The organism is Pollutimonas sp. M17 (genome assembly GCF_025836975.1).
Taxonomy (GTDB): domain Bacteria; phylum Pseudomonadota; class Gammaproteobacteria; order Burkholderiales; family Burkholderiaceae_B.
Genome location: NZ_CP107548.1, coordinates 538,013 through 560,176, shown reverse-complemented (window position 1 = coordinate 560,176; position 22,164 = coordinate 538,013). Strand labels below are relative to the sequence as shown.

Annotated in this window: 21 protein-coding genes and 2 pseudogenes; 11 read left to right on the top strand and 12 right to left on the bottom strand. The window is 63.1% G+C overall.

Going from position 1 to position 22,164, the window contains the following annotated elements:
• Positions 1–165 precede the first annotated feature (165 nt).
• Positions 166–1,257 carry a M14 family metallopeptidase gene (locus tag OEG81_RS02665; protein ID WP_264131176.1) on the bottom strand — a complete coding sequence of 364 codons (1,092 nt, stop codon included), beginning with the start codon at positions 1,255–1,257 and terminating at the stop codon, positions 166–168.
• A 202-nt stretch (positions 1,258–1,459) separates the two neighbouring features.
• Between OEG81_RS02665 and OEG81_RS02660 the strand changes: the two genes are divergently transcribed.
• From OEG81_RS02660 to proB, 6 genes are all read left to right on the top strand, one after another.
• Positions 1,460–1,948: a MarR family winged helix-turn-helix transcriptional regulator gene (locus tag OEG81_RS02660; RefSeq protein ID WP_264131175.1), complete on the top strand. Its 489-nt coding sequence runs from the start codon at positions 1,460–1,462 to the stop codon at positions 1,946–1,948.
• Positions 1,949–1,996: 48 nt separating this feature from the next.
• A complete protein-coding gene (argJ, locus tag OEG81_RS02655; RefSeq protein WP_264131174.1) occupies positions 1,997–3,223 on the top strand; it encodes a bifunctional glutamate N-acetyltransferase/amino-acid acetyltransferase ArgJ in 1,227 nt (408 codons plus the stop codon).
• Positions 3,224–3,353: 130 nt separating this feature from the next.
• The gene (rplU, locus tag OEG81_RS02650; RefSeq protein WP_264131173.1) at positions 3,354–3,665 is read left to right on the top strand and encodes a 50S ribosomal protein L21; all 312 of its coding nucleotides are present in this window, start codon (positions 3,354–3,356) and stop codon (positions 3,663–3,665) included.
• Between the two features lie 37 nt (positions 3,666–3,702).
• On the top strand, positions 3,703–3,963 hold the full coding sequence (rpmA, locus tag OEG81_RS02645; protein WP_264131172.1) for a 50S ribosomal protein L27: 261 nt from the start codon (positions 3,703–3,705) through the stop codon (positions 3,961–3,963).
• Between the two features lie 193 nt (positions 3,964–4,156).
• Positions 4,157–5,263 carry a GTPase ObgE gene (gene obgE / locus OEG81_RS02640; protein ID WP_264131171.1) on the top strand — a complete coding sequence of 369 codons (1,107 nt, stop codon included), beginning with the start codon at positions 4,157–4,159 and terminating at the stop codon, positions 5,261–5,263.
• Between the two features lie 23 nt (positions 5,264–5,286).
• The gene (gene proB / locus OEG81_RS02635) at positions 5,287–6,471 is read left to right on the top strand and encodes a glutamate 5-kinase (protein ID WP_264131170.1); all 1,185 of its coding nucleotides are present in this window, start codon (positions 5,287–5,289) and stop codon (positions 6,469–6,471) included.
• Here proB and OEG81_RS02630 read toward each other — a convergent pair.
• The gene (locus OEG81_RS02630) at positions 6,452–6,940 is read right to left on the bottom strand and encodes an Lrp/AsnC ligand binding domain-containing protein (protein WP_264131169.1); all 489 of its coding nucleotides are present in this window, start codon (positions 6,938–6,940) and stop codon (positions 6,452–6,454) included. The genes proB and OEG81_RS02630 overlap by 20 nt on opposite strands.
• 194 nt (positions 6,941–7,134) lie before the next feature.
• Between OEG81_RS02630 and OEG81_RS02625 the strand changes: the two genes are divergently transcribed.
• Entirely contained in the window at positions 7,135–8,439 is a 1,305-nt protein-coding gene (locus OEG81_RS02625; RefSeq protein WP_264131168.1) for a D-amino acid dehydrogenase, read from the top strand.
• On the opposite strand, the gene OEG81_RS02620 is transcribed toward OEG81_RS02625, so the two are convergent.
• The gene (locus OEG81_RS02620) at positions 8,415–9,158 is read right to left on the bottom strand and encodes a hypothetical protein (protein ID WP_264131167.1); all 744 of its coding nucleotides are present in this window, start codon (positions 9,156–9,158) and stop codon (positions 8,415–8,417) included. The two genes, OEG81_RS02625 and OEG81_RS02620, sit on opposite strands and share 25 nt — an antisense overlap.
• A 171-nt stretch (positions 9,159–9,329) precedes the next feature.
• Between OEG81_RS02620 and OEG81_RS02615 the strand changes: the two genes are divergently transcribed.
• Positions 9,330–9,767: a helix-turn-helix transcriptional regulator gene (locus OEG81_RS02615; RefSeq protein WP_317135363.1), complete on the top strand. Its 438-nt coding sequence runs from the start codon at positions 9,330–9,332 to the stop codon at positions 9,765–9,767.
• A 123-nt stretch (positions 9,768–9,890) separates the two neighbouring features.
• Here the strand turns inward: OEG81_RS02615 and OEG81_RS02610 are convergent, their stop codons facing one another.
• From OEG81_RS02610 to OEG81_RS02585, 7 genes and pseudogenes are all read right to left on the bottom strand, one after another.
• Entirely contained in the window at positions 9,891–10,556 is a 666-nt protein-coding gene (locus tag OEG81_RS02610) for an OmpA family protein (RefSeq protein WP_412034097.1), read from the bottom strand.
• Positions 10,557–10,767: 211 nt separating this feature from the next.
• Complete coding sequence (locus OEG81_RS02605) at positions 10,768–11,763, bottom strand: Bug family tripartite tricarboxylate transporter substrate binding protein (RefSeq protein WP_264131165.1); 996 nt, start codon at positions 11,761–11,763, stop codon at positions 10,768–10,770.
• Positions 11,764–11,908: 145 nt separating this feature from the next.
• Complete coding sequence (locus OEG81_RS02600; RefSeq protein WP_264131164.1) at positions 11,909–12,649, bottom strand: amino acid ABC transporter ATP-binding protein; 741 nt, start codon at positions 12,647–12,649, stop codon at positions 11,909–11,911.
• A 48-nt stretch (positions 12,650–12,697) separates the two neighbouring features.
• Positions 12,698–13,795 (bottom strand): amino acid ABC transporter permease, encoded by a 1,098-nt coding sequence (locus OEG81_RS02595; RefSeq protein WP_264131163.1) that lies wholly within the window; start codon positions 13,793–13,795, stop codon positions 12,698–12,700.
• Positions 13,795–14,187, bottom strand: a pseudogene (locus OEG81_RS18125) (ABC transporter permease subunit); the annotation flags it as partial. The gene OEG81_RS02595 and the pseudogene OEG81_RS18125, both read right to left, overlap by 1 nt.
• Positions 14,188–14,535: 348 nt before the next feature.
• Positions 14,536–14,760 (bottom strand): annotated as a pseudogene (locus OEG81_RS18120) (ABC transporter permease subunit); the annotation flags it as partial.
• 316 nt (positions 14,761–15,076) lie between these two features.
• A complete protein-coding gene (locus OEG81_RS02585) occupies positions 15,077–16,093 on the bottom strand; it encodes an amino acid ABC transporter substrate-binding protein (RefSeq protein WP_264131161.1) in 1,017 nt (338 codons plus the stop codon).
• Between the two features lie 232 nt (positions 16,094–16,325).
• Between OEG81_RS02585 and OEG81_RS02580 the strand changes: the two genes are divergently transcribed.
• Genes OEG81_RS02580 through mutY form a run of 3 tightly spaced genes read left to right on the top strand, consistent with a single transcriptional unit; the run spans position 16,326 to position 18,984 of the window.
• Positions 16,326–16,997: a cell division ATP-binding protein FtsE gene (locus OEG81_RS02580; protein WP_264132679.1), complete on the top strand. Its 672-nt coding sequence runs from the start codon at positions 16,326–16,328 to the stop codon at positions 16,995–16,997.
• The gene (locus OEG81_RS02575; RefSeq protein WP_264131160.1) at positions 16,994–17,902 is read left to right on the top strand and encodes a cell division protein FtsX; all 909 of its coding nucleotides are present in this window, start codon (positions 16,994–16,996) and stop codon (positions 17,900–17,902) included. The genes OEG81_RS02580 and OEG81_RS02575 overlap by 4 nt, the downstream gene beginning before the upstream one ends.
• Positions 17,902–18,984, top strand: a complete 1,083-nt coding sequence (gene mutY, locus OEG81_RS02570) for an A/G-specific adenine glycosylase (protein ID WP_264131159.1) — start codon at positions 17,902–17,904, stop codon at positions 18,982–18,984. Before OEG81_RS02575 ends, mutY begins: the two co-directional genes overlap by 1 nt.
• Here mutY and rodA read toward each other — a convergent pair.
• Positions 18,963–20,099 carry a rod shape-determining protein RodA gene (gene rodA / locus OEG81_RS02565; protein WP_264131158.1) on the bottom strand — a complete coding sequence of 379 codons (1,137 nt, stop codon included), beginning with the start codon at positions 20,097–20,099 and terminating at the stop codon, positions 18,963–18,965. The genes mutY and rodA overlap by 22 nt on opposite strands.
• Positions 20,096–22,156 (bottom strand): penicillin-binding protein 2, encoded by a 2,061-nt coding sequence (mrdA, locus tag OEG81_RS02560; RefSeq protein WP_264131157.1) that lies wholly within the window; start codon positions 22,154–22,156, stop codon positions 20,096–20,098. Before mrdA ends, rodA begins: the two co-directional genes overlap by 4 nt.
• Positions 22,157–22,164 lie beyond the last annotated feature (8 nt).

Sequence of the window (22,164 nt, the reverse complement as noted above, 5' to 3'; positions counted from 1 at the left end):
GGTTGCTCCGAATCGGTCTCCGCCAGGGCCTCGATACCGCCACCCGGCATTATTAGTTTAAGCTTAAACTATATAGCCAAAAAAAAACGCCCGCAAGAAATTTCTGCAGCCCTCGCAGGGCTGCGCCTTGCTTGCGGACGGCCGGGGCTCGCCGAGGGTTGCCGATCAGGCGCTCTCGCCCGACAGGCCGTAGATGGCCTGCAGCAGGTTCACCCGGGACTGCGCCACCACGGCGCCGCGCCAATCGTCGTGATCCGGATAGAAGGCCGCCCGGTGCGCCGCCTTCATGGCACTGCGCCGGGCCGCATCGACGTCGTCGCGGCCGGCCAGCCAGCGATCCCCGCGCAAGGCCATGAAGACCTCGTTCATGGGCACGGTGCCGTATTCCAGCGCCATGAAGGTCAGCTCGGGAACGTGGCCGCATTCTTCCAGCAGCGCCTGCAAGCCGGTTCCGACGATGTCCACCGTGCTCGAGTCGGGATCGGTGACGCTGACCACATCGCTGCCCCACCAGGATTTTGCCCGCAGATATTCCGGGCGTCCCTTCTGCACGAAGATCTTCTCGGCGTGCCCATAAGGCCCCAGGCCGGTGTGATAGTCGATCCAGACCATGCGGTCGCGGTTCCGGCCGTACCGCGCCAGCACCTGGCGCAGGATGCGATTGCTCCAGCTGGCTTCCCTGCCGCCATAGAACAGGCCCTCCGGATGGCTGTATTGCCCCAGCATCACGCCTTCGCGATAGGCCTGTTCGCCTTCGGTGTCCCTGAACGCCTGGATGGCGGCCTCGTTCTCCGCCGAGGGCGGCCAGCTTTGCGGAACCAGGAGATCATGCAGGCGGCCGTAGTGCGGATTCGCGGGCAGGGGCTTGCTGAAGTCGCAGAAATTACGGTTCAGGTCGATGTTGTCTTCATTGGTGCGATGGCCCCATGAAAAACCATAGGCATTGACCGCATGGATCAGCAGGATGCCTATGCCGGCGGCCTGGGCCTTGTCCAGCAAGGCCTGGTCGTCCAGAAGCGCCACCTGGCATCCCGAACCGCAGTAGCCCTCCTCCCCATGCATGGCCGATGTCAGCACCAGTACGGCGCGGGCGTCGGCGGCGCCGAAGTAAGCCGTGTCCATCGCCAGCTCCTCGCCCTGGGCGCCCGGGCCCGCCGGGTTCACATGCGATTCCAGGCTGCATTGCCGCCGGCGCGCGGCCGCCAGGAAGCGGGCGCGCGCGTCCGCATAGCTACTGCCAAAATACTTCTCGAACATGGTTCAGGTCTCCAGCAATTGTTATCCGACAAACTGCGGCATATCAAAGACGGGGCCGAGGCAACTGGATAAACTTCCCGCTTGCGGCCGCACTGCGGAATTTACCACTGCCATGTGATTGAAGATTAAAATATCCCGGCTTCGGCCCCGATGTCCCGCAACAACCTGCCATTTGACGCGCCATTTTTCCTGTAAAGAAGCCATGCCCGACACGCCCGACCTGGAAAGCCGCACCGTTCCCGAAGACCATCGCGATCTGCGGCTATGGCTGCGCATGCTGACCTGCTGCAACCTGATCGAAAGCGAGATCCGCGGCCGCCTGCGCACGGAATACGAGACCACTCTGCCGCGCTTCGACCTGATGGCGCAGCTGCTGCGCACGCCGGCCGGAATGAAAATGAGCGAGCTTTCGCGCCACATGATGGTCACCAACGGCAATATCACGGGGATTACCGACCAGCTCGAAAAAGAAGGCCTGGTCGAACGCGTCAAGGTGGCCACCGACCGGCGCAGCTCGCTGATCAAACTTACCGGCAAGGGCAAGCGCAGCTTCCGCAAGATGGCGCAGGCGCACGAAGAATGGGTCCAATCCATCTTCGGCGGCCTGTCCGAGAAAAGCCGGAACACCCTTTTCGACGCACTGGGCGAATTGAAGCTGCAGATCCGCCCCCAGTCACCGAACCGGAACTGAATGCTGCGATAGAATTACTCGTTCCCGCATCCCTTGCCGAGCACAGCCATGGCCGTAAACCTGTACATCCCACCGGAATCCAGCATTTTCCCCGTCGCGGGCGTAGAAATCGGCATTGCCGAGGCCGGCATACGCAAGGCCAACCGGCGCGACCTGACCGTGTTCCGCCTGGCAGAGGGCAGCAGCGTTGCCGGGGTCTTCACGCGCAACCGCTTCCGGGCGGCGCCGGTGCAGGTTTGCGAAGCGCATCTGGCGGGCGGGCGTGGCATACGCGCCCTGGTCGTCAACACGGGCAACGCCAATGCCGGCACAGGCCCCAGCGGCCTGCAAGCCGCCGAGCAGACCTGCGTGGCGCTGGCGGACCTGCTCGGCCTGGAGGCGCAGCAAGTGCTGCCCTTTTCCACCGGAGTCATCCTCGAGCCCCTGCCGCTGGACCGCCTGGTCGCCGCCCTGCCGGCCGCCGTGGACAATCTGTCCGCCGGCAACTGGTTCGCGGCGGCCCACAGCATCATGACCACCGACACCCAGCCCAAGATCGTCTCCAGGCGGGTGGCGCTGGGCAACGCCACCGTCACCCTGACCGGCATCAGCAAGGGCGCCGGCATGATACGGCCCAATATGGCGACCATGCTGGGCTACCTGGCGACCGACGCCGGCATCGCCCCCGAACTGCTCAAGGACATGGCGCGCGGCATCGCCGACCGCTCCTTCAACCGCATTACCGTCGACGGCGACACCTCGACCAACGATTCCTTCATCATCATGGCCACGGGCCAAAGCGGCGTCCGGGTCGATTCCGCCTCCGACCCCCTTTATGCGCCGCTGTATCAAGCGCTGGCCGATGCCGCCGCCGAACTGGCACAGAAGATCGTCCGCGACGCGGAAGGCGCGACCAAGTTCATGACCATACAGGTGGAGCAGGCCAGGTCCGGCGAAGAAGCCCTGAAAGTGGCTTACGCCGTGGCGCAGTCGCCCCTGGTCAAGACCGCCTTTTTCGCCTCCGACCCCAATCTGGGCCGCATCCTGTGCGCCATCGGCTACGCGGGCATCGACGACCTGGACGTCAGGACCACCCGGCTGTGGCTGGGCGACGTGCTGGTGGCCAGCCAGGGCGAGCGCCACCCCGACTACAAGGAAGAAGACGGCCAGCGCGTCATGAAGGAAGCCGAGATCGTCGTTCGCATCGCCCTGGGCCGCGGCACGGCGGCCGACACGGTGTATACCTGCGATTTCTCGCATGAATACGTCAGCATCAATGCGGATTACCGCTCGTAAACGGGTAAGCCCTTGACTTAATGCGTCATTTTCACGACGCAACTTGACTTGGCCAGATGCCTCAGGCTAGAATCATGAGCTTGGCATTTGGCCAAGGGTATGTAAATTTAAAACTTTCAGGAATTCCCACATGTACGCGGTCATAAAAACCGGCGGCAAACAGTATCGTGTTGCTGCAGGTCAAAAACTAAAGATAGAACAGATACCGGCAGACATTGGGCAAGAAATCACGCTAGACCAGGTGTTATCGGTTGGCGAAGGCGATCAATTGAAGATTGGCGCGCCTTTGGTTACCGGCGCTGTGGTCAAGGCTACCGTTCTTGCGCAAGGCCGCCACGACAAGGTAAAGATTTTCAAGATGCGCCGGCGCAAGCACTACCAGAAGCGCCAGGGCCATCGTCAAAACTACACCGAACTCCGTATCGAAGCCATTTCGGCCTAACGATGCATTCAACGGTTTTGTATAGCAGGAGCTAAACATGGCACAGAAAAAAGGCGGCGGCTCTACGCGTAACGGTCGCGACTCGGAATCGAAACGACTTGGTGTGAAAACCTATGGCGGCCAGCAGATCTCGGCGGGTTCCATCATCGTTCGCCAGCGCGGCACCCAGTTCCACCCCGGCGTCAACGTTGGCATCGGCAAGGACCACACGCTGTTCTCGCTGGTCGACGGCAAGGTCCAGTTCGCCATCAAGGGCGCACTGAACAAACGCACCGTCTCGGTCATTGCCGCCGAATAATCAGCGGCTCGCAGACCCTGAAAAGCCCTGCCGTCAAGGCGGGGCTTTTTGTTTCAGGCCCGGGCGATAGCGGCGACGCCGGCATCGTCCGCCGCATCGCGACGTCCCGTCCGGCCTCGCGCCGGCATCCGTCCGTAAAATACGAACTACAATAGCGCGTCCAGGGCGCGCGCCCTTTTCTAAGCGCAAAACCATGAAATTCGTAGACGAAGCAACCATCGAAGTCATTGCCGGCAAAGGCGGCAATGGCGCGGCGAGCTTTCGCCGCGAAAAATTCATTCCCAAGGGCGGGCCCGATGGCGGCGATGGCGGACGCGGCGGCAGCATCTATGCCATCGCCGACCGCAACATCAACACCCTGATCGACTTCCGCTATGCACGCCTGCATCGCGCCAAGAACGGCGAGAACGGCCGCGGCTCCGACCAGTACGGCGCAGCCGCCCCCGACATCACCCTGCGCGTTCCGGTGGGCACCACCATCCTGGACGCCGAGACCGGCGAACAACTGTTCGACCTGGATCGCCACAACGAAAAAGTCACCCTGGCGGCCGGCGGATCGGGCGGCCTGGGCAATCTGCACTTCAAGTCCAGCACGAATCGCGCCCCGCGCCAATCCACGCCTGGCAAGGAAGGCGAACAGCGCAAGCTGCGCCTGGAACTCAAGGTGCTGGCCGACGTCGGCCTGCTGGGCTTGCCCAACGCCGGCAAGTCGACCCTGATCAGCAAGGTGTCCAATGCCCGTCCCAAGGTCGCCGACTACCCCTTCACCACCCTGCATCCCAATCTGGGCGTGGTGCGCACCTCGCCTTCGCACAGCTTCGTCATCGCCGATATTCCGGGCCTGATCGAAGGCGCCTCCGAAGGCGCGGGACTGGGCCATCTGTTCCTGCGCCACCTGTCGCGCACCCGCGTGCTGCTGCACCTGGTCGACGTGTCGTCGCCCGACCCCGACGCCGACCTGATCGGGCAGGCCGCCAAAGACGCCCGGGCCATCGTCGAGGAACTGCGTCTGTACGACGCCGCCCTGTACGAGAAGCCGCGCTGGCTGGTCCTGAACAAGCTGGACATGGTTCCCGATCCCGAGCAGGTCAAGCAGCAGCTGTGCGAAGCGCTGGGCTGGACCGGCCCGGTGTTCAGCATCTCGGCGCTGACCGGCGAGGGCACGCAGGAACTGGCCTGGCACCTCCAGGAATGGCTGGATGCCGAACGCGAGAAGGCCAATATTGCCCAGGACAAGGCCGACGGCAGCTACGTGGCCGAAGATCCCCGTTTCGACGACACGCGTTCCGACGCAAGCTGAATCCACTTTTTGCCTTTCGCTTCATGACCGCCACCCAACTTTCGCCGTCCGCCGTTTCCCATGCCAAGCGCCTGGTCGTCAAGGTCGGATCCTCGCTTGTCACCAACGAGGGCAAGGGCATAGACGAAGGCGCCGTCGCGCAGTGGGCGGCGCAGATCGCCAGCCTGCACGCGCAAGGCAAGCAGATGGTGCTGGTATCCAGCGGCGCCATCGCCGAAGGCATGGCCCGGCTGGGCTGGCCGCGCCGGCCCAACGCCATGCACGAACTGCAGGCCGCGGCCGCCGTCGGCCAGATGGGCCTGATACAAGCCTACGAAGTGGCCTTCGCCCGCCACGGCATACGCACCGCCCAGATCCTGCTTACCCATGAAGACCTGGCCGACCGGCGGCGCTACCTGAATGCGCGCAGCACCCTGTATACCTTGCTGGGCCTGGGCGTCGTGCCCATTGTCAATGAGAACGACACCGTGGTCACCGATGAAATCCGCCTGGGCGACAACGACACCCTGGGCGCGCTGGTCACCAACCTGATCGAGGCGGAAGCCCTGGTCATTCTTACGGATCAGTCCGGGCTGTACAGCGCCGACCCGCGCAAGCACCCCGACGCCCGCTTCATCTCCGTGGGCCGCGCCGGCGATCCCGCCCTGGAAGCCATGGCGGGCGGATCGGGCAGCAGCATCGGCACCGGCGGCATGCTCACCAAGGTGCTGGCGGCCAAGCGTGCCGCGAACAGCGGCGGCCATACCGTGATCGCTTCGGGCCGCGAAGCGGATGTCCTGCTGCGGCTGGCACAGGGCGAATCCATAGGCACCGAGCTGCGCGCCATCCTGCCCGTGCGTTCCGCGCGGCAGCGCTGGCTGGCCAACCATCTGCGCCTGCGAGGCCGCATCACCCTGGACGCCGGCGCCGTGCGCGCCCTGATGCAGGGGCATAAAAGCCTGCTCGCCATCGGCGTGATCGCCGTCGAGGGCGAGTTCGAACGCGGCGACGTCGTCGCCTGCGTGGACCAGCATGGCGTGGAATGCGGGCGGGGCCTGATCAATTATTCAGCCTCCGACACCCGTCGCATCATGCGCCAGCCCAGCAGCCGCATCGCCGACATACTGGGCAGCATGTCGGATCCTGAACTCATGCACCGCGACAACATGGTCTTTGTCCGGGCGGCCGCCCTGGATCCCGAGCCGGCCGCTATTTCTGAGCGGCAATGAACAGGGTTTCCTTCACTTCCTCCATGACGACGCAGCTTTTGGTCTGCGTGACGCCCGGCAGGCGCAAGAGGATGTCGCCCAGCAGGCTGCGGTACTGCCCGATCTCCTTGATGCGCGCCTTGACCAGATAGTCGAAATCGCCGGACACCAGATGGCACTCCTGAACCTGGGGAATGCAAAGGATCTCGCGGCGAAAATCATCGAAGGTCCGGTCCGATTTGCTGGACATGGAAATCTCCACGAACACCAGCAGGCCCGCATCCAGCGCGGACGGAGCGACCCGGGCGTAATAGCCGGTAATGACGCCATCCCGTTCCAGGCGCTTTACCCTGTCTATGCATGGCGTCACCGTCAAGCCCACCCGCTCAGCCAACTCCGTCATCGACATGCGGCCATCGTTCTGCAATAGATCCAGAATATGCCGGTCAAGCTTGTCGAGTGCAAAAGTGGGGGTTCGCTGTATGCGCATCGCCTTTTTTCCTTGAAATCTTCCCGGCGCATGGCGCTTTTGGGGCCCTTTTTGCCGTAACAGCGATTATTGCTGAAAAGCGGCGGGTTCAAGTTCTTTTCAGGAAAAATTAATGCAAACATGATTTCTTCAGAAAAAATCCCTGGTGAAGCTCGCCTATCATCCTAGAAATTAGAGCTCAAATTTGGGATCAAATGAAAATCATTGTTCTGGGAGCCGGCGCCATCGGAGTCGCCAGCGCCTATTACCTCGCACGCCAGGGGCATGAAGTGACCGTGCTCGAGCGCCATGCCGGCCCCGCGCTCGAAACCAGCTTCGCCAACGCGGGTCAGATTTCCTATGGCTATTCCTCCCCCTGGGCGGCGCCCGGTGTGCCGCTCAAGGCCATCAAGTGGATGTTCGCCCAGCATCCTCCGCTGACCATACGGCCGGATGGCACGCTGTTCCAGCTGCAATGGCTCTACCAGATGTGGCGCAACTGCAATGCCGGCCGCTACGCCGTCAACAAGGAACGCATGGTCAGGCTGTCGTCCTACAGCCGCGCCTGCCTGGAATCCTTGCGCCAGGAGATCGGCATCCAGTACGAAGGGCGCAGCCGGGGTACCCTGCAGCTGTTCCGCAGCCAGCAGCAGCTCGATAGCGTCGGACAGGACATCGAAGTGCTGCGCGAGGCCGGTATCGATTATCAGTTGCTCGGCCGGAAGGAACTTCACCAGGCGGAACCCGCCCTGGCACGCAGCGAAGAGAAGCTGGCGGGCGGGCTACGCTTGCCCAACGACGAAACAGGCGATTGCCGGTTGTTCACCACCCGCCTGGCGGCCGAGGCGCAGAAGCTGGGCGTGGAGTTTCGCTACGGCATCGACATCCAGCGCATCGCGCTGGCCGGCGGCAGGGTCGCGGGCGTACAGTGCGCGGACCGGCTTCTTGCCGCGGACGCCTATGTGATGGCCTTGGGCGCTTGGTCCACGCGGCTGCTCAAGAACGTCGTGAAGCTGCCGGTGTATCCGCTGAAGGGCTATTCGATTACCGTGCCGGTGGCCCGCGAGGACTATGCTCCGGCATCGACCCTGCTGGATGAAACCTACAAGATCGCCATCACCCGTTTCGACCAGCGCATACGCGTGGGCGGCATGGCCGAGATCGTTGGCTTCGACAAGACCCTGGACGACAGGCGCCGGCGTACGTTGCAGATGGTGCTTGACGATCTCTTCCCGGACAGCTACGCCAAGGGGGATCTGTCGTTCTGGACGGGATTGCGTCCGAAGACCCCGGACAGCACCCCTATTGTGGGCGCCACCGCGCTGCCCAACCTGTTCCTGAACACCGGCCACGGCACGCTGGGCTGGACCATGGCCTGCGGCAGCGGCCAGTTGCTGGCCGACATTGTTTCGGGACGGCCCACCGCCATACGCAGCGATGACTTGTCGGTGCGGCGCTATGGTTCGGGCTCGGGCACCGGTCTTGACGCCACGCGCTATACCGGACCGGTAAACATATAGCCCCAGTTGTGCACCGACTTGAGCGGTATATCGATACCGTTGTCGGTGAACTTGCGGCGCAGGCGGCTGACCAGCACACCCAACCGGCCCTGGTTGGCCTGGGGGTCGTCCAGCGCATGGCTGGCATTGATGGCGTCGATGAGTTGCGTGTGCGTGGCGCGCAGGTCGGGCATGGCGAGCAGTGTCGAAAGAAAGGCGCGTTCGCCGGTGGTCAGGCCGATGCGCAGGCCTTGCGGCGTAACCAGCACCCATCCCTGTTCCTGCAGGCTCCAGGTTTCGGGCCGCGCGTCGCCGTCGGGTTGCGGGGCGAGCGGCGCCTGGAAGTTTCCCGCCCTGTGAAACAGACGCAGCAGCATGGCGACCAGCAAGCGGGTGGACCCCGTTTGCGGGCAGCAGTTGTCGGCCCCCACCTGCAATGCCTGGATTACCGCTGTCTCGCTGTCGGGCTCGACCATGGACACGATGCCGGCGCCTGAATGCAAGGCCCTGAAGCTGGCTGCGGCGGCGCAGTTTTCATCGTGTGTGCCGTCCAGCACCACCATGGCCAGGCGATCGGGAGAGAACCGGGCCTGCGCCACACGGTAGAGCTCCGGCATATCGTTGCAGCGCAAGACGTCGAAGCCATGGGCGCGAAGCTCGGCGGCCCGGTTTGCCCGCTGGCGACCTGCGGGGCCTTCCGCCTTGGGGGCGAACAGCATGACGACGGGATCGAGCCTCATGCGGTGAGAAGGAAAAAGGCAATCATTGAGACCTCCGCCCCAGTTTGGATCGAACGCCTGATCTATAGGCGCATTTTGCGCCCATACTCTGAAAAGCATTTAATTTTATGAATATTTTTTTACTTTAATTTACATTAAAGAATCACGTTTGTAATCGGCATTATTACCAATGTGATTGAGTTAAATCGTTCAATCACAAACGTGAACGACCATTTTGCCGATCGCCTTCGTCGAGCCCGTATCCTGCGCGGAATGAGCCAATCCGCGCTTGCGCGGGCCTGCGGCCTGTCGCAGGGCGCCATTGCCAATTACGAAAACAAGACGCGCCAGACGGCGAAGGGAATATTCCGGCTGGCGGAAGCGCTGCGGGTCAACCCCGCCTGGCTGGCCCAGGGCATAGGTCCGATGGAAACGGGCCAAGCTGAAGACGCAACACATTCGACATACCAGCTTGCCGATCCCGCTCAGGCCGGGCGGCAAGGACTGTGGCCATTCACGACTATTTCACCGGACGTCTATTGGGCGCTGTCCCACGAAGACCGCAGCATCGTCGAGGCCACGCTGGCCAGCATGATCAGGTCTTTCCAGGAAAAGCCCGCCCGCTCCTGATGCCGAGCAGGCACGGCTTGCGCCCTTCCCGAGCCGTTGTCATTGTCATTGTCCGGGAAGGACGCCGGCCGGCGGACGGCGCTGCCGCCTCGCGCCGGCCCGCCGCAGGTCAAGCGTCGAGCATCATGGCTGCTTCACTGCGTACAGGTACAGCTCAACACGGCGGTTCATCGCCCGGCCTTCGGCCGTCGCATTATCGCCTATGGGGTTCTGCGGCCCCCTGCCCTCGGCCGTCAGGTTGCCCACCGGCACGCCTTTGTCCGTCAGATAGTTCGCAACCGCCCGGGCCCGATTGACCGACAGCGTCTGGTTGGTGGCCGCCGAGCCCGTGCTGTCGGTATAGCCGATGGATTTGGCCCGCAGCTCGGGATGCTGCACCAAGGCGCGCGCAACGCTGTCCAACACCGGCAGCAAGGCCGGCTTCAAGGCATACTTGCCGGTGTCGAAGGACACATTGCTGGGTATGTTGACCCGGAGCGTGCCGTCCGGCATCTCGGTCACGTCCACGCCCAGGCTGCTGGCACCTGATTTCTCGACGTCATTCTTCACGCCCGACCAGTTGTAGCCGGCGATGCCGCCCGCAACCGCGCCGATGCCGGCGCCGATGGCCGCCGCCTTGCTGCTGTCGCCAATCAGGGCGCCCAGCCCGGCACCCACCGCGGCGCCCGCGCCCGCTCCGACGGCGGTCTTGCCGCCCGTGCCCATATCGTTCATGTTGGCGCATCCGGCCACCATCGCGACGGCCCCGATGCAGGCGGCAACCCGACCGGCTCGCATAGATATCTTCATGTCATTCTCCTTGTTCCATGTGTTGGCAGCGCCAAAGCTGTCGCCGCTAATGCTAGCAAGCGCGTATCGGCCAGGGTGTTACAGTTTGGATCAGGAGGGACTTTTTGACCTTTGTTGACATTGGCAAAACAAAACCCCCGCAGGCGCAGCACCTGCGGGGGTTTTGCCGTGTCGCCACCGGCGCTGGAATGCGCCGGCTGTCCCGGGTGCCTTAGAACAGCTTGGCGCCGGAAACCTCGACGATTTCCTTGTACTTGGCCAGGTCGTGCTTGACCAGCTCGCCGAACTCATCGGACGTCGTCGGCTTGGCGTCGGAGCCCATGGTCAGCAGGTTCTTGCGCACGGCGGGATCCTGCAAGGCTTTGACGTAGGCGGCATTGAGCTTGTCGACGACGGCCTTGGGCGTGCCGCCCGTCGTGAAGACGCCGAACCAGGTGCCCAGATCGAAGTTCTGGATACCCTCTTGCTGCATGGTGGGCACTTGCGGGAAGGCGGAGGAGCGCTCGGTGGTGGTAACCGCCAGGGCCTTGACCTTGTTTTCGGTAATCAGGCTGGAGGCGGATGCCAGGTTGTCGAACATGAAATTGATCTGGCCGGCCAGCAGGGCCAGCTTGGCGGGCGCCGCGCCGGCGTACGGCACGTGCACCGTCTTCACGTCGGCCCGCACATTGAGCAGTTCGCCCGCCAGGTGTCCGGCGCTGCCATTGCCGCCCGAGCCGAAATTCAGGATGTTCGGATTCTTCTTGGCATAGGCGACAAGATCCTTGACCGAATTGATCTTGTTGGCCGTTGCGAACTCATTGTTCACGATAAGGATGTTGGGGACCGAGGCAACCAGCGTTACGGGCTCGAAGCTCTTTACCGGATCAAAGGGCAGCTTCTCGTACAGCCAGGGATTGATGGCATTGATGGCGACCGCGCCCATGACCAGCGTATAGCCGTCCGGCTTGGCCTTGGCGGCGATGCTGGCGCCGATGTTTCCGCCGGCGCCGGGTTTGTTCTCCACGACGATGGTGCCCAGGTCGGGCTTGACCTTCTCGGCCAGCAAACGCGCCATGCCATCGAGCGGGCCACCCGCCGAATACGGCACGATGAACTGGATGGGTTTGGACGGAAAGTCTTCCGCCGCGGCGGGCGCCGCAAAGGCCGTCAGTGCGAAGCAGGCGGCAACCGCAACGGATGATATGGTTTTAAGGCCGGACAACATACGTAATCCCTTGTCATAAATAATAAGAAGGCATTACCGTACACGAATAATGCCTTTGATGCGAGAAAAGTGTCCGCCCTGCGCAACAGAGGCGGGCCGGCTTATCCCGCCGCCGGAGTGGCCGCTTTCCGGACGTCGGCGGGCGCTAGTGCAGTATCTGGCTGAGGAAAAGTTTGGTGCGTTCGTTCTGGGGGTTGTCGAAGAACGCGTCGGGCGTGTTTTCTTCGATGATTTCGCCCTGATCCATGAAAATGACCCGGTCGGCGACTTTGCGCGCAAAACCCATTTCGTGGGTAACGCAGAGCATGGTCATGCCGCTTTCCTCGGCCAGGCCCACCATGACATCCAGCACCTCCTTGACCATTTCGGGGTCCAGCGCCGAAGTGGGCTCGTCGAACAGCATGATCTTGGGGCTCATGCACAAGGACCGGGCGATGGCCACGCGCTGCTGCTGTCCGCCCGACAACTGGCCGGGATACTTCAGCGCCTGGTCCGGGATGCGCACGCGCTCGAGGTATTTCATGGCGGTGGCCTCGGCCTCGGCCTTGGATTTCTTCAGCACCCATACCGGGCCCAGCGTCAGGTTCTCCAGCACGGTGAGGTGGGGAAAAAGATTGAAATGCTGGAACACCATGCCGACGTCGCGGCGTATGGTTTCGATCTGCTTCAGGTCGTTGGTAAGTTCGGTGCCGTCGACGACGATGCTGCCCTGCTGATGCTCTTCCAGGCGATTGATGCAACGTATCATGGTGGACTTGCCCGATCCGGAGGGGCCGCAAATGACGATGCGCTCGCTGGGCGCGACATTCAGGTTGATATTGCGCAGCACATGGAACTGCCCATACCACTTGTTGACATCTGCCAGGCGGATGATGGCCTCAGACATGTCTGTACTCCTTTGTATCTGCCCGCGATGCCGCGGGCGTCGTGTTGATCAGCGTTGATGTCCCGTCTGCAAATGCCGCTCGAGCGACTGGCTGTAACGGGAGATCGAAAAGCAGAAAATAAAATAGATGAAGGCGATGAACAGGTAGGCTTCGGTGCTGAAGCCCCGCCAGGCGGCATCGGCCACGGCCGTCTTGGCCGCCTGCGTCAGGTCGAAGATGCCGATGATGACGACCAGCGAGGTATCCTTGAACAGGGCGATGAAAATGCCGACCAGAGGCGGAATGACCACCTTCAGCGCCTGCGGCAATATGATTTTACGCATCTGCTGCCAATAGCTCAGGCCGATGGAATCCGCGCCCTCGTACTGGCCCTTGGGTATGGCCTGCAAACCGCCGCGCACCGTTTCGGCGATGTACGCCGCGGCAAACAGGATGATGGCTATCTGCGCACGCAAGAGCTTGTCGATGCTGAAGCCCTCCGGCAGGAACAGCGGCAGCATGACCGACGACATGAACAGCAGGCTGATCAGGGGCACACCGCGTATGAGTTCGATGTAGACGACGCACAGGGCCTTGATGGCCGGCATGTGCGACCGCCTGCCCAGCGCCAGCAGCAGGCCGAAGGGAAATGCGAAGGCAATGCCGAAGGTGGCCAGGATGAGCGTCAGCGGCAGGCCGCCCCAGCGGTCGTTCTCGACATAGCTGAGCCCGAATACCCCGCCCCACATCAGGACCGCGACGGCGACCAGCGCCACGATCCAGATCAGGCCCAAAAAGGGCTTCCAGAACCAGCGTATGCAGCTGCATACGATGACGGCGACAAGAATGACGCTGGCCAGCAGGGGCCGCCACTGTTCGTCGTAGGGATAGACGCCGAACAGGATCAGGCGGTGCTTTTCGGCGATGAAGGCCCAGCAGGCGCCGCCCGAAGCACGGCACTCCTGCGCGTTGGTGGCGTCGAAATTGGCCCGGATGAACAGCCATTCGACCATGGCCGGAATGGACATCAGCAAGAGCCAGGCGACCAGCACCGTAAGCAGGGTATTGAGCGGAGACGAAAAAAGGCTGGCGCGCATCCACCCTATGGCTCCCTGCTGCAGGCGGGGCGGAGGCAGGCTGGACGCGGTCGGAGTGTGCGTGCTCATTAGCGCTCCACCAGCGCGATGCGCTTGTTATACCAGTTCATGAATACGGAAATCGACAAGCTGACGGTCAGGTAGGCCGCCATGATGATGAGAATGCCCTCGATGGCCTGGCCGGTTTGATTGAGCGTGGTGTTGACCACCGACACGATGTCCGGGTAGCCGATGGCGACGGCAAGAGAACTGTTCTTGGTCAGGTTCAGGTATTGGCTGGTCATGGGCGGCACGATGACGCGCAGGGCCTGGGGCAATATGACCAGGCGCAGCAGGCGCGAGCGTGGCAGGCCTATGGCTTCGGCCGCCTCCCATTGGCCGCGGTTGACCGACTGTATGCCCGAGCGCACGACCTCGGCCACGAATGCCGACGTATAGATGATGAGGCCGGCCAGCAGTGCCGCGAATTCGGGCGACAGGGTTATGCCGCCGGAAAAGTTGAAGCCCTTCAGGACGGGCATTTCGAGCGTCAGCGACGCGCCGCTGATCAGCCAGCCCGCCACGGGAAAGGCGATGAGCAGCGCCACCGCCGCGCGGCCCAGCGGGAAGATGCTGCCGGTGGCGTCCTGGCGCTTCTTGGCCCAATGGCCCAGCACGACAATCGCGACGATGGCCAGAGCCAGTCCGGCCATGATCCAGTCCAGCGCATCGCCCTGCACGGAAGGCAGTTTCAGGCCGCGGTTGGAAATGAAGACGCCCGGCACCGGATGCAGCGCATCGCGGGGGCCCGGCATGATCTCGGTGATGATGGCATACCAGAAGAACAGCTGCAGCAACAAGGGTATGTTGCGCATGATCTCGATGTAGGCGCTGGCCACGCGGGAAACCAGCCAGTTCTTTGAAAGCCGGGCAATGCCCAGCAGCGTGCCGAACAGGGTCGCGGCAATAATGCCGGCCACCGATACGCGCAAGGTATTCAGGATACCGACCCAGATGGCGCGCCCGTAGGTGTCCGCCGGCGTGTAGTCGACCATGGACTCGCCAATGGCGAAGCCGGCCTCGCGGCCAAGAAACCCGAAGCCCGTGGAAATGTTGCGCACCGCAAGATTGTGCAGGGTGTTTGTGACCAGGTACCAGACGCCAAGCCCGACTATGCCCAGCACCAGCACTTGGTAGATAAGCGACCGCAGGCCGGGGTCGTTCCAGGATAGACGCCGCTTGGGAGACCGGGACAAAGGTTTTTTATTCGTCATAGAAGTTAAATCGTTTGGAGGCTCTGACGCAGCCCCCTTTGCTTGAAGGCCGGAGGCGCCAAGCCTCCGGCCTTCCTACCTTATCGGCCCTGCAGGCTTAGCGGATGGGCCAGCCGTACATCAGGCCGCCGTCTTTCCATTGGGCGTTCAGGCCGCGCTCCAGCTTCATGGCCGAGCTCATGCCGATGTTGCGCTCGAACGATTCGCCGTAGTTTCCGACCTGCTTGATGATGTTGTAGGCCCATTTGTTGTCCAGGCCCAGGCCCTTGCCCATTTCGCCGGTCACGCCCAGGATGCGCTGGATGTTGGGGTTGGCGCTTTTGGTCATTTCGTCCACGTTCTTGGAGGTGATGCCGTACTCTTCGGCCTCGAGCATGGTGTTGAGCGTCCAGCGCACCACCATGAACCAGGGGTCGTCGCCCTGGCGCACCATGGGACCCAGCGGCTCTTTGGAGAAGTCCTCGGGCAGAATGATGTGATCGTCGGGGTTGGCCAGCGTGGAACGGATGGTGGCCAGGCCGGACTTGTCGGTCGTGTAGGCATCGCAGCGGCCTGCTACGTACGAGCGCATGGCTTCGTCGGGGCTGTTGATGACGACGGGCTTGAATTCCAGCTTGTTGGCGCGGAACCAGTCGGCCAGGTTGAGCTCGGTGGTGGTGCCGGGCTGCACGCACACGGCCGCGCCGCCCAGTTCCTTGGCGCTTTTCACGCCCAGGCTCTTGCTGACCATGATGCCCTGGCTATCGTAGTAGTTGATGCCGGGGGACATGAGGCCCAGCGTGGTGTCGCGGGTCATGGTTGCCGTGGTGTTGCGGGTCAGGACGTCGATTTCACCCGACTGCAATGCCGTGAAGCGCTGCTGCGTCGTCACGGGCGTGGTCTTGTATTTGGTGGCGTCGCCGAACATCATCGCCGCGATGCCGCGGCAGACGTCCACGTCGATACCGCTCCATTGACCCTTGCTGTCGGCAATGGAAAAACCAGGCAGGCCGGTATGCACGCCGCACTGAACAAAACCCTTTTTCTTCACGGCGTCGAATGTTTCGCCGGCGTGAGACGCCGCGGCGATAAAGAACAGCGAGGCTCCCAGAGCAGCCGCCTTGATGAGTTTCATGATTGGTCCCTTCCGTATCGATTCGAGTTTATAAACACGGCATACAATCTCTATTGAGCCGTCAGGTGTCGAATCGTAGCTGCTGGAGAGCATTAAAAACATGGGGGATATCCCTTGAGACATTCTTTGTAACACCCACGCAGGACCGCGGCCGCATTCCGCCGTTTACCATGTGTAGCGTCCAGGGATGCCTTCCGCCATTTATCATTCGGGTATCAACTTCATTGTCGCTATGATCGAATTCCAGCATGTCTTCAAATCATATGGGCGCGGGCGCAATATCCTGGCCGATATCAATTTCCGGGTGGAGCCCGGCGAGTTCGTATTCGTCTCGGGGCCGTCCGGGGCCGGCAAGTCGACACTGCTCAAGCTGATCGGCGGGCTGGAGCCCCCCAGCCGAGGCTCCGTCCATGTCAACGGGCATCGCATCGACAAGATGCCGGGCCGCGCCCGCCCCTACCTGAGGCGTGCGGTGGGCGTCATACTCCAGGACACCCACCTTCTGTACGACCGCAACGCCATCAACAACGTAGTGCTGCCGCTGGCCGTCATGGGGCTGGAAACGCGCCAGGCGGGCACGCGCGCGCGCGCCGCCATGGAGAAGGTCGGCCTGTCGGGCAAGGAAGACCTGAATCCGGTCGAAATGTCGGGCGGCGAACAGCAGCGCCTGGCCATCGCCCGCGCCATCGTCAACCGGCCGGCCATACTCATCGCCGACGAGCCCACCGCCAACCTGGACGAAGTCAGCGCCAACAAGATCATGGAAGTCTTCCGCGACTTCAACCGGGTCGGCGTCACCACCCTGATTGCTTCGCATGACCGCGCCCTCATGGCTTCTTACGCCTCACGCACGCTGCGCATCGACGCCGGCCGCTTTTTCGATATCCAAGGAGTCGCCCCGTGAAGCGCTGGCTGCGGCAACACCGTTATGCATTGCTGGTTTCAGTGCGCCGCCTGCTGGCGCAACCATTCTCGTCCCTGTCCAATATTCTTGTGATCGGCCTGACGCTGGCCATTCCCATCATCGCGGCATCGGTGCTGGCCTCGGCCCAGCCCGTCGTCAGGCAGATACCGGTCTCCCCCGAACTGACCCTTTTCCTGAACCCCTCCGCCACGGCCGACGAGGCGCGGCGGCTGGCCGACGAACTCCAGGAAAAGCACGCCCCTGAAATCGCCAGCGTCAAGGTGGTCACGCGCGAGCAGGCGCTGGAGGACCTGAAGGCCAACCCATCCTGGAGCGATGCGCTGGCGGTCCTGCCCGGCAATCCGCTGCCCGACGCCATTATCGTGACCCTGCGCGAGTCGCCCGAACTGGCCCGGCATGCCAATGCCCTGGCGGGAGAGTGGCGCGCGCTGGATCAGGTCGATTCAGTGCAGCTGGACAGCGACTGGGTCAGGCGCCTGGAATCCATACTCGGCTTCGTGCGCATCGGCCTGGGCATGCTGGCCGCCTGCGTGGCGCTGGTCGTGCCGGCCACCGTGTTCAACACCGTGCGCATGCAGGCGCTTACGCAGCGCGAGGAGATCGCGGTCGCACGCCTGGTGGGCGCCACGGAATCGTTCGTGCGCCGCCCCTTCCTGTACCAGGGGGCGCTTACCGGCATAGTGGCCAGCGCCGTGGCGCTCGCTCTGGCCGCGCTGATCCTGTACCCCCTGAATGCCGCGCTGGGCCGCCTGGCCAGCAGCTACGGTGCCCATATGACGCTGCAACTGCCCGACACCCTGAGCCTGCTGCTGGCTTTCCTGCTGGTCGCGATACTGGCCGCCCTGTCGGCACGGTGGTCCGTTACCCGCAATACCCGATTCTGATGCTGCTGAATACAGACCCCCGCCTGGATGCGTTCGCCGGCACCATCGTTGATTGGCAAAAACGGCACGGCCGCCATCACCTGCCCTGGCAGGGCACCCGCGATCCATACAAAATATGGCTATCGGAGATCATGCTGCAGCAAACCCAGGTGGCCACCGTCATCGGGTATTACGAACGCTTTCTTTCGCGCTTTCCCGACATCGCCAGCCTGGCCGCCGCCAGCCAGGAAGATGTCATGCCGTATTGGGCCGGGCTGGGCTATTACGCCCGGGCGCGCAATCTGCATCGCTGCGCGCAGGTGCTGTGCCGGGACTGGGGCGGCGCATTTCCCGAGAGTTCGGCCGACATCGCCACCCTGCCCGGGATAGGCCGCTCCACCGCCGCGGCCATCGCCGCCTTCGCCCACGGCGAGCGCAGCCCCATCATGGACGGCAACGTCAAGCGCGTCTTCACCCGCTATTTCGGGATAGAAGGCGTCACCAGCGAGCGGGTCACCGAACAACTGCTCTGGCGCACCGCCGAGGCGGCCCTGGCCGATGCCGACGCCGCCCTCGACATGGCGGCCTATACGCAAGGCCTGATGGACCTGGGCTCGCAGCGCTGCACCCGCAGCAGCCCCGATTGCCCGCTTTGCCCGCTGCAAGCCCATTGCTATGCCCATGCGCACTCCAGGCAGGGCGAGCTTCCGGCGCCCCGCAAGAAGAAAGCCAGCCCCGAGCGCCAGTGCAAGATGCTCATCCTGGCATCGTCGGACGCCATCCTGCTGGAACAGCGTCCCCCGTCCGGGATATGGGGCGGCCTGTGGAGCCTGCCGGAATACGAGGATGAGCGGGCGCTGGCAACGGCCTGTTCGAACTGGGGGCTGAGCCCCGAAGAGGCGCGCAAGATGGCCGGCCTGGTGCACGTGTTTTCCCACTTCAGGCTGCATATAGAGCCCTGGTATCTGCGGGCCGGCGCCCCCGTCGTTGCCGAACCGGCGCCTGGCCAGGCCTGGATACCGATCAACGAACTGTCCGCCACCGCCCTGCCGGCGCCCGTGAAGAAAATACTGGACGGACTCTACTGCCTGACCGGCCGGTAGTGGCCGATGCTCATGAGTATCCCGCAGGCGATGCCCAGGGTCAGCAGCGCGGTGCCGCCATAGCTCATGAAAGGCAATGGCACTCCCACGACGGGCAGGATGCCGGTCACCATGCCTACATTGACGAAGACATAGACAAAGAACATCATCGACATGGAGCCGGCCAGCAGCCGGCCGAATTGCGTATGCGCCCGCGCGGCGATCGTCAGCCCGCGCACGATCAAAAGGCCGTACAGGACCAGCAGCATTACGCCGCCGTACAGGCCGAATTCCTCGGCATAGACCGCGAAGATGAAGTCCGTGGTGCGTTCCGGGATGAAATCCAGATGCGCCTGCGTGCCCATCATGTAGCCCTTGCCGTAGACTCCGCCCGAACCGACCGCGATCATCGACTGTATGGTATGAAAGCCCTTGCCCAGCGGATCCGAACTGGGATCCAGCAAAGTGCATACGCGGTATTTCTGGTATTCATGCAAGACCACCCAGTCGACGTCGGGCTGGCAGATGTCCGCTTCGTAATACACCAGGGTGCCCAGGCCGACCACGACCACGACCGCTATCGGCGCCAGCAGCTTGAACGACAACCCGCCGAAATAAATGACGCAAAAGCCCGACGCGAATACCAGCAGGGCCGTGCCCAAGTCGGGCTGCATCACGATCAGCGAAAATGGAATCGCCAGCAGGATGCCGGCCACCAGGAAATCCAGCACCCGCAGGTTGCCCTGGTTCCGATGGAAATACCAGGCCAGCATCATCGGCACGGAAATCTTCAGCATCTCGGACGGCTGGATACGCACTATCCCCAGATTGAGCCAGCGCGTCGCCCCTTTGCTGGTTTCCCCGAAGAACTCGACGCCCAGCAGCAGGATGACGCCCATTACATAAAAATACGGGGCCAGGCGCATGAGGAGCGGCGGCGGCACCATGGCCGCGGCCCACATGAAGATGAAGGCGATCAGGAAATTGCGGGACTGGTCGGCGAAGCGCCAGTCGGTGCCGCCGACCGCGGAGTGCATCACCGTCATGCCCAGAATGGTCATCAGCACCAGAAGTATCAGCAAGGGCCAGTCGAACGCCGTCACGGCCCGGATCACCCACTGCATGATGCGTTTCATCGGACACCTCGCGAGGGAAGGCGCGGGCCGGGCGCGGCCAGCGGGGATTCGTGCCCGTCGCCGGGTTCGTCTTCGTCGGTGGCCGGCAGGTCTTCGGGGCGCACCATGGCATCCTGCGATTCGCCGCTGGCTCCCTCCTCTTCCATTGGAGGCATGTCGGCCGGCGGCCTGGGCTTGGCGATGGCATCGGCCCGCTGGCCCTGGCCTTTGCGCTTGGGCGAAAGCCAGTAGTCGAACACCTTGCGCGCGACGGGAGCGGCAACGGTGGCGCCCCAGCCGCCGTTCTCGACAATCAGCGCCACCGCGATCTTGGGGTCTTCCATCGGCGCATAGGCCATGAAAAGGGCGTGGTCGCGCAGACGCTCGTCCACGGCGCTGGCCTTGTACTTGGCGCCTCTCAGGCTATAGACCTGCGCGGTCCCGGTCTTGCCCGCGGCCTGGTAGGGAGCGCCTGCAAACGAGCGCCGCGCGGTGCCCGAGCGCATCACGTCGGCCATGGCATTGCGTATGACGGCCAGATTTTCAGGCTTCAGCGGAATCGTGTACGAAGGCTTGGTGACGGTGCGCGCCTGCTGGCCGGTCTGTGGATTCTCGACCAGGCTGACCAGGTGCGGCTTCATGTAGGTGCCGTTATTGGCCAGCACCGACGTCGCCTGGGCCAGCTGCAGCAGCGTGAAAGCGTTATAGCCCTGCCCCACCGCCACCGAAACCGTTTCCCCGGCATACCAGCGCTGCTGCGCCGGCTTCTTGTAGGCCTTGCGCTTCCATTCCGTGGACGGCAGCACGCCGCGCCGCTCGCCGTCCAGGTCGATGCCGGTAATCTGGCCGAATCCGAACTGCTTGCTGAAATCGTGAAGCGCGTTCACGCCGATCTCCGGCCCCAGCGAAAAGAAATAGGTATCGGACGACACCACGATGGCGCGATGCATGTCGGTGGGGCCGTAGGCGGCGCCGCCCGCGTTGCGGAAACGCTGGCCGCCGAACTCGAAGTAGCCGGGATCCGAAATGCGCTGGGTCGCGGTACGCTTGCCCAGTTCCAGGGCGGCAAGCCCCACGAACGGCTTGTAGGTCGAACCGATGGGATAGGTGCCATACAAAGGACGGTTGATCAAGGGATGATCGGGCGATTCGTTGAGCTTGCGCCAGTTCTCGACGTCGATGCCGTCGATGAACAGGTTGGGATCGAACGAGGGCGCGGACACAAAGGCCAGCACATCGCCGGTCTTGGGCTCGATGGCCACCAGCGCTCCACGCCGGCCCTTGAACTGCTCTTCGGCCACCTTTTGCAGGCCGATGTCCAGCGACAGGATGAGGTCGGAGCCGGGCACCGGATCGACGCGGCTAAGGGTGCGCACCGGACGGCCCGTGGCGGTGACCTCGACTTCTTCGACGCCCGTGCGCCCGTGCAGCGCCTCTTCCCAGGTTTTCTCTATGCCCTTCTTTCCGATGATATTGCTGCCGCGATAGTTGCCCCAGCGGCCTTCCTCTTCCAGCCTGGCGACATCCTGCTCCGAGATGCGCCCCACGTAGCCCAGGACATGCGCCGCCGACTCGCCCTCGGGGTATTCGCGCACCCAGCGGGCGCTCAGTTCGACGCCCGGAAACTTGAAGGCATGCGCCGCGAACCACGACGCCTCGGTATCGTTCAGGTTGTTGCGCAGCAGGACGGGGTTGTAGCGGCCGCTCTGATTCAGGTTCTGAAGGAATCGGCGCCGGTCCGAATGGCTCAGGTACACCAGGCGCCCGAGGTCGTCGAGCAGCTCCTTCATGTCGCCCTTCACGTTGGCGGGCACGACCGAAAGCGTGTAGTCCCGGTAGTTGCGCGCCAGCACGACGCCGTTCCGGTCCAGGATCTCGCCCCGGCGCGGAGGTATGGGCACCACCGCGATGCGGTTCTGGTCGGCGCGGGCGGCCAGGCCGTCGTAGCGCACCACCTGCAGATACCAAAGCCGGCCGACCAGGCCCATGAAGCACAGCAAGGCCAGCACGCCCGCCACCGCCACGCGCAGAAGCATGCGCCGCTTCTGGTGGTGAGTGGTCTTCTTGAATTCGAACATGGGCCGGC

Excerpts from the sequence above, each read along its gene's own strand:
- OEG81_RS02630 (WP_264131169.1), bottom strand. The coding sequence starts at position 6,940 with ATGCGCATACAGCGAACCCCCACTTTTGCACTCGACAAGCTTGACCGG.
- OEG81_RS02610 (WP_412034097.1), bottom strand. The coding sequence starts at position 10,556 with ATGAAGATATCTATGCGAGCCGGTCGGGTTGCCGCCTGCATCGGGGCC.
- OEG81_RS02665 (WP_264131176.1), bottom strand. The coding sequence starts at position 1,257 with ATGTTCGAGAAGTATTTTGGCAGTAGCTATGCGGACGCGCGCGCCCGC.
- mutY (WP_264131159.1), top strand. The coding sequence starts at position 17,902 with ATGCTGCTGAATACAGACCCCCGCCTGGATGCGTTCGCCGGCACCATC.
- rpmA (WP_264131172.1), top strand. The coding sequence starts at position 3,703 with ATGGCACAGAAAAAAGGCGGCGGCTCTACGCGTAACGGTCGCGACTCG.
- OEG81_RS02600 (WP_264131164.1), bottom strand. The coding sequence starts at position 12,649 with ATGTCTGAGGCCATCATCCGCCTGGCAGATGTCAACAAGTGGTATGGG.
- OEG81_RS02595 (WP_264131163.1), bottom strand. The coding sequence starts at position 13,795 with ATGAGCACGCACACTCCGACCGCGTCCAGCCTGCCTCCGCCCCGCCTG.
- argJ (WP_264131174.1), top strand. The coding sequence starts at position 1,997 with ATGGCCGTAAACCTGTACATCCCACCGGAATCCAGCATTTTCCCCGTC.
- obgE (WP_264131171.1), top strand. The coding sequence starts at position 4,157 with ATGAAATTCGTAGACGAAGCAACCATCGAAGTCATTGCCGGCAAAGGC.
- proB (WP_264131170.1), top strand. The coding sequence starts at position 5,287 with ATGACCGCCACCCAACTTTCGCCGTCCGCCGTTTCCCATGCCAAGCGC.
- OEG81_RS02620 (WP_264131167.1), bottom strand. The coding sequence starts at position 9,158 with ATGAGGCTCGATCCCGTCGTCATGCTGTTCGCCCCCAAGGCGGAAGGC.
- OEG81_RS02580 (WP_264132679.1), top strand. The coding sequence starts at position 16,326 with ATGATCGAATTCCAGCATGTCTTCAAATCATATGGGCGCGGGCGCAAT.
- OEG81_RS02625 (WP_264131168.1), top strand. The coding sequence starts at position 7,135 with ATGAAAATCATTGTTCTGGGAGCCGGCGCCATCGGAGTCGCCAGCGCC.
- OEG81_RS02585 (WP_264131161.1), bottom strand. The coding sequence starts at position 16,093 with ATGAAACTCATCAAGGCGGCTGCTCTGGGAGCCTCGCTGTTCTTTATC.
- rplU (WP_264131173.1), top strand. The coding sequence starts at position 3,354 with ATGTACGCGGTCATAAAAACCGGCGGCAAACAGTATCGTGTTGCTGCA.
- OEG81_RS02660 (WP_264131175.1), top strand. The coding sequence starts at position 1,460 with ATGCCCGACACGCCCGACCTGGAAAGCCGCACCGTTCCCGAAGACCAT.
- mrdA (WP_264131157.1), bottom strand. The coding sequence starts at position 22,156 with ATGTTCGAATTCAAGAAGACCACTCACCACCAGAAGCGGCGCATGCTT.
- rodA (WP_264131158.1), bottom strand. The coding sequence starts at position 20,099 with ATGAAACGCATCATGCAGTGGGTGATCCGGGCCGTGACGGCGTTCGAC.
- OEG81_RS02605 (WP_264131165.1), bottom strand. The coding sequence starts at position 11,763 with ATGTTGTCCGGCCTTAAAACCATATCATCCGTTGCGGTTGCCGCCTGC.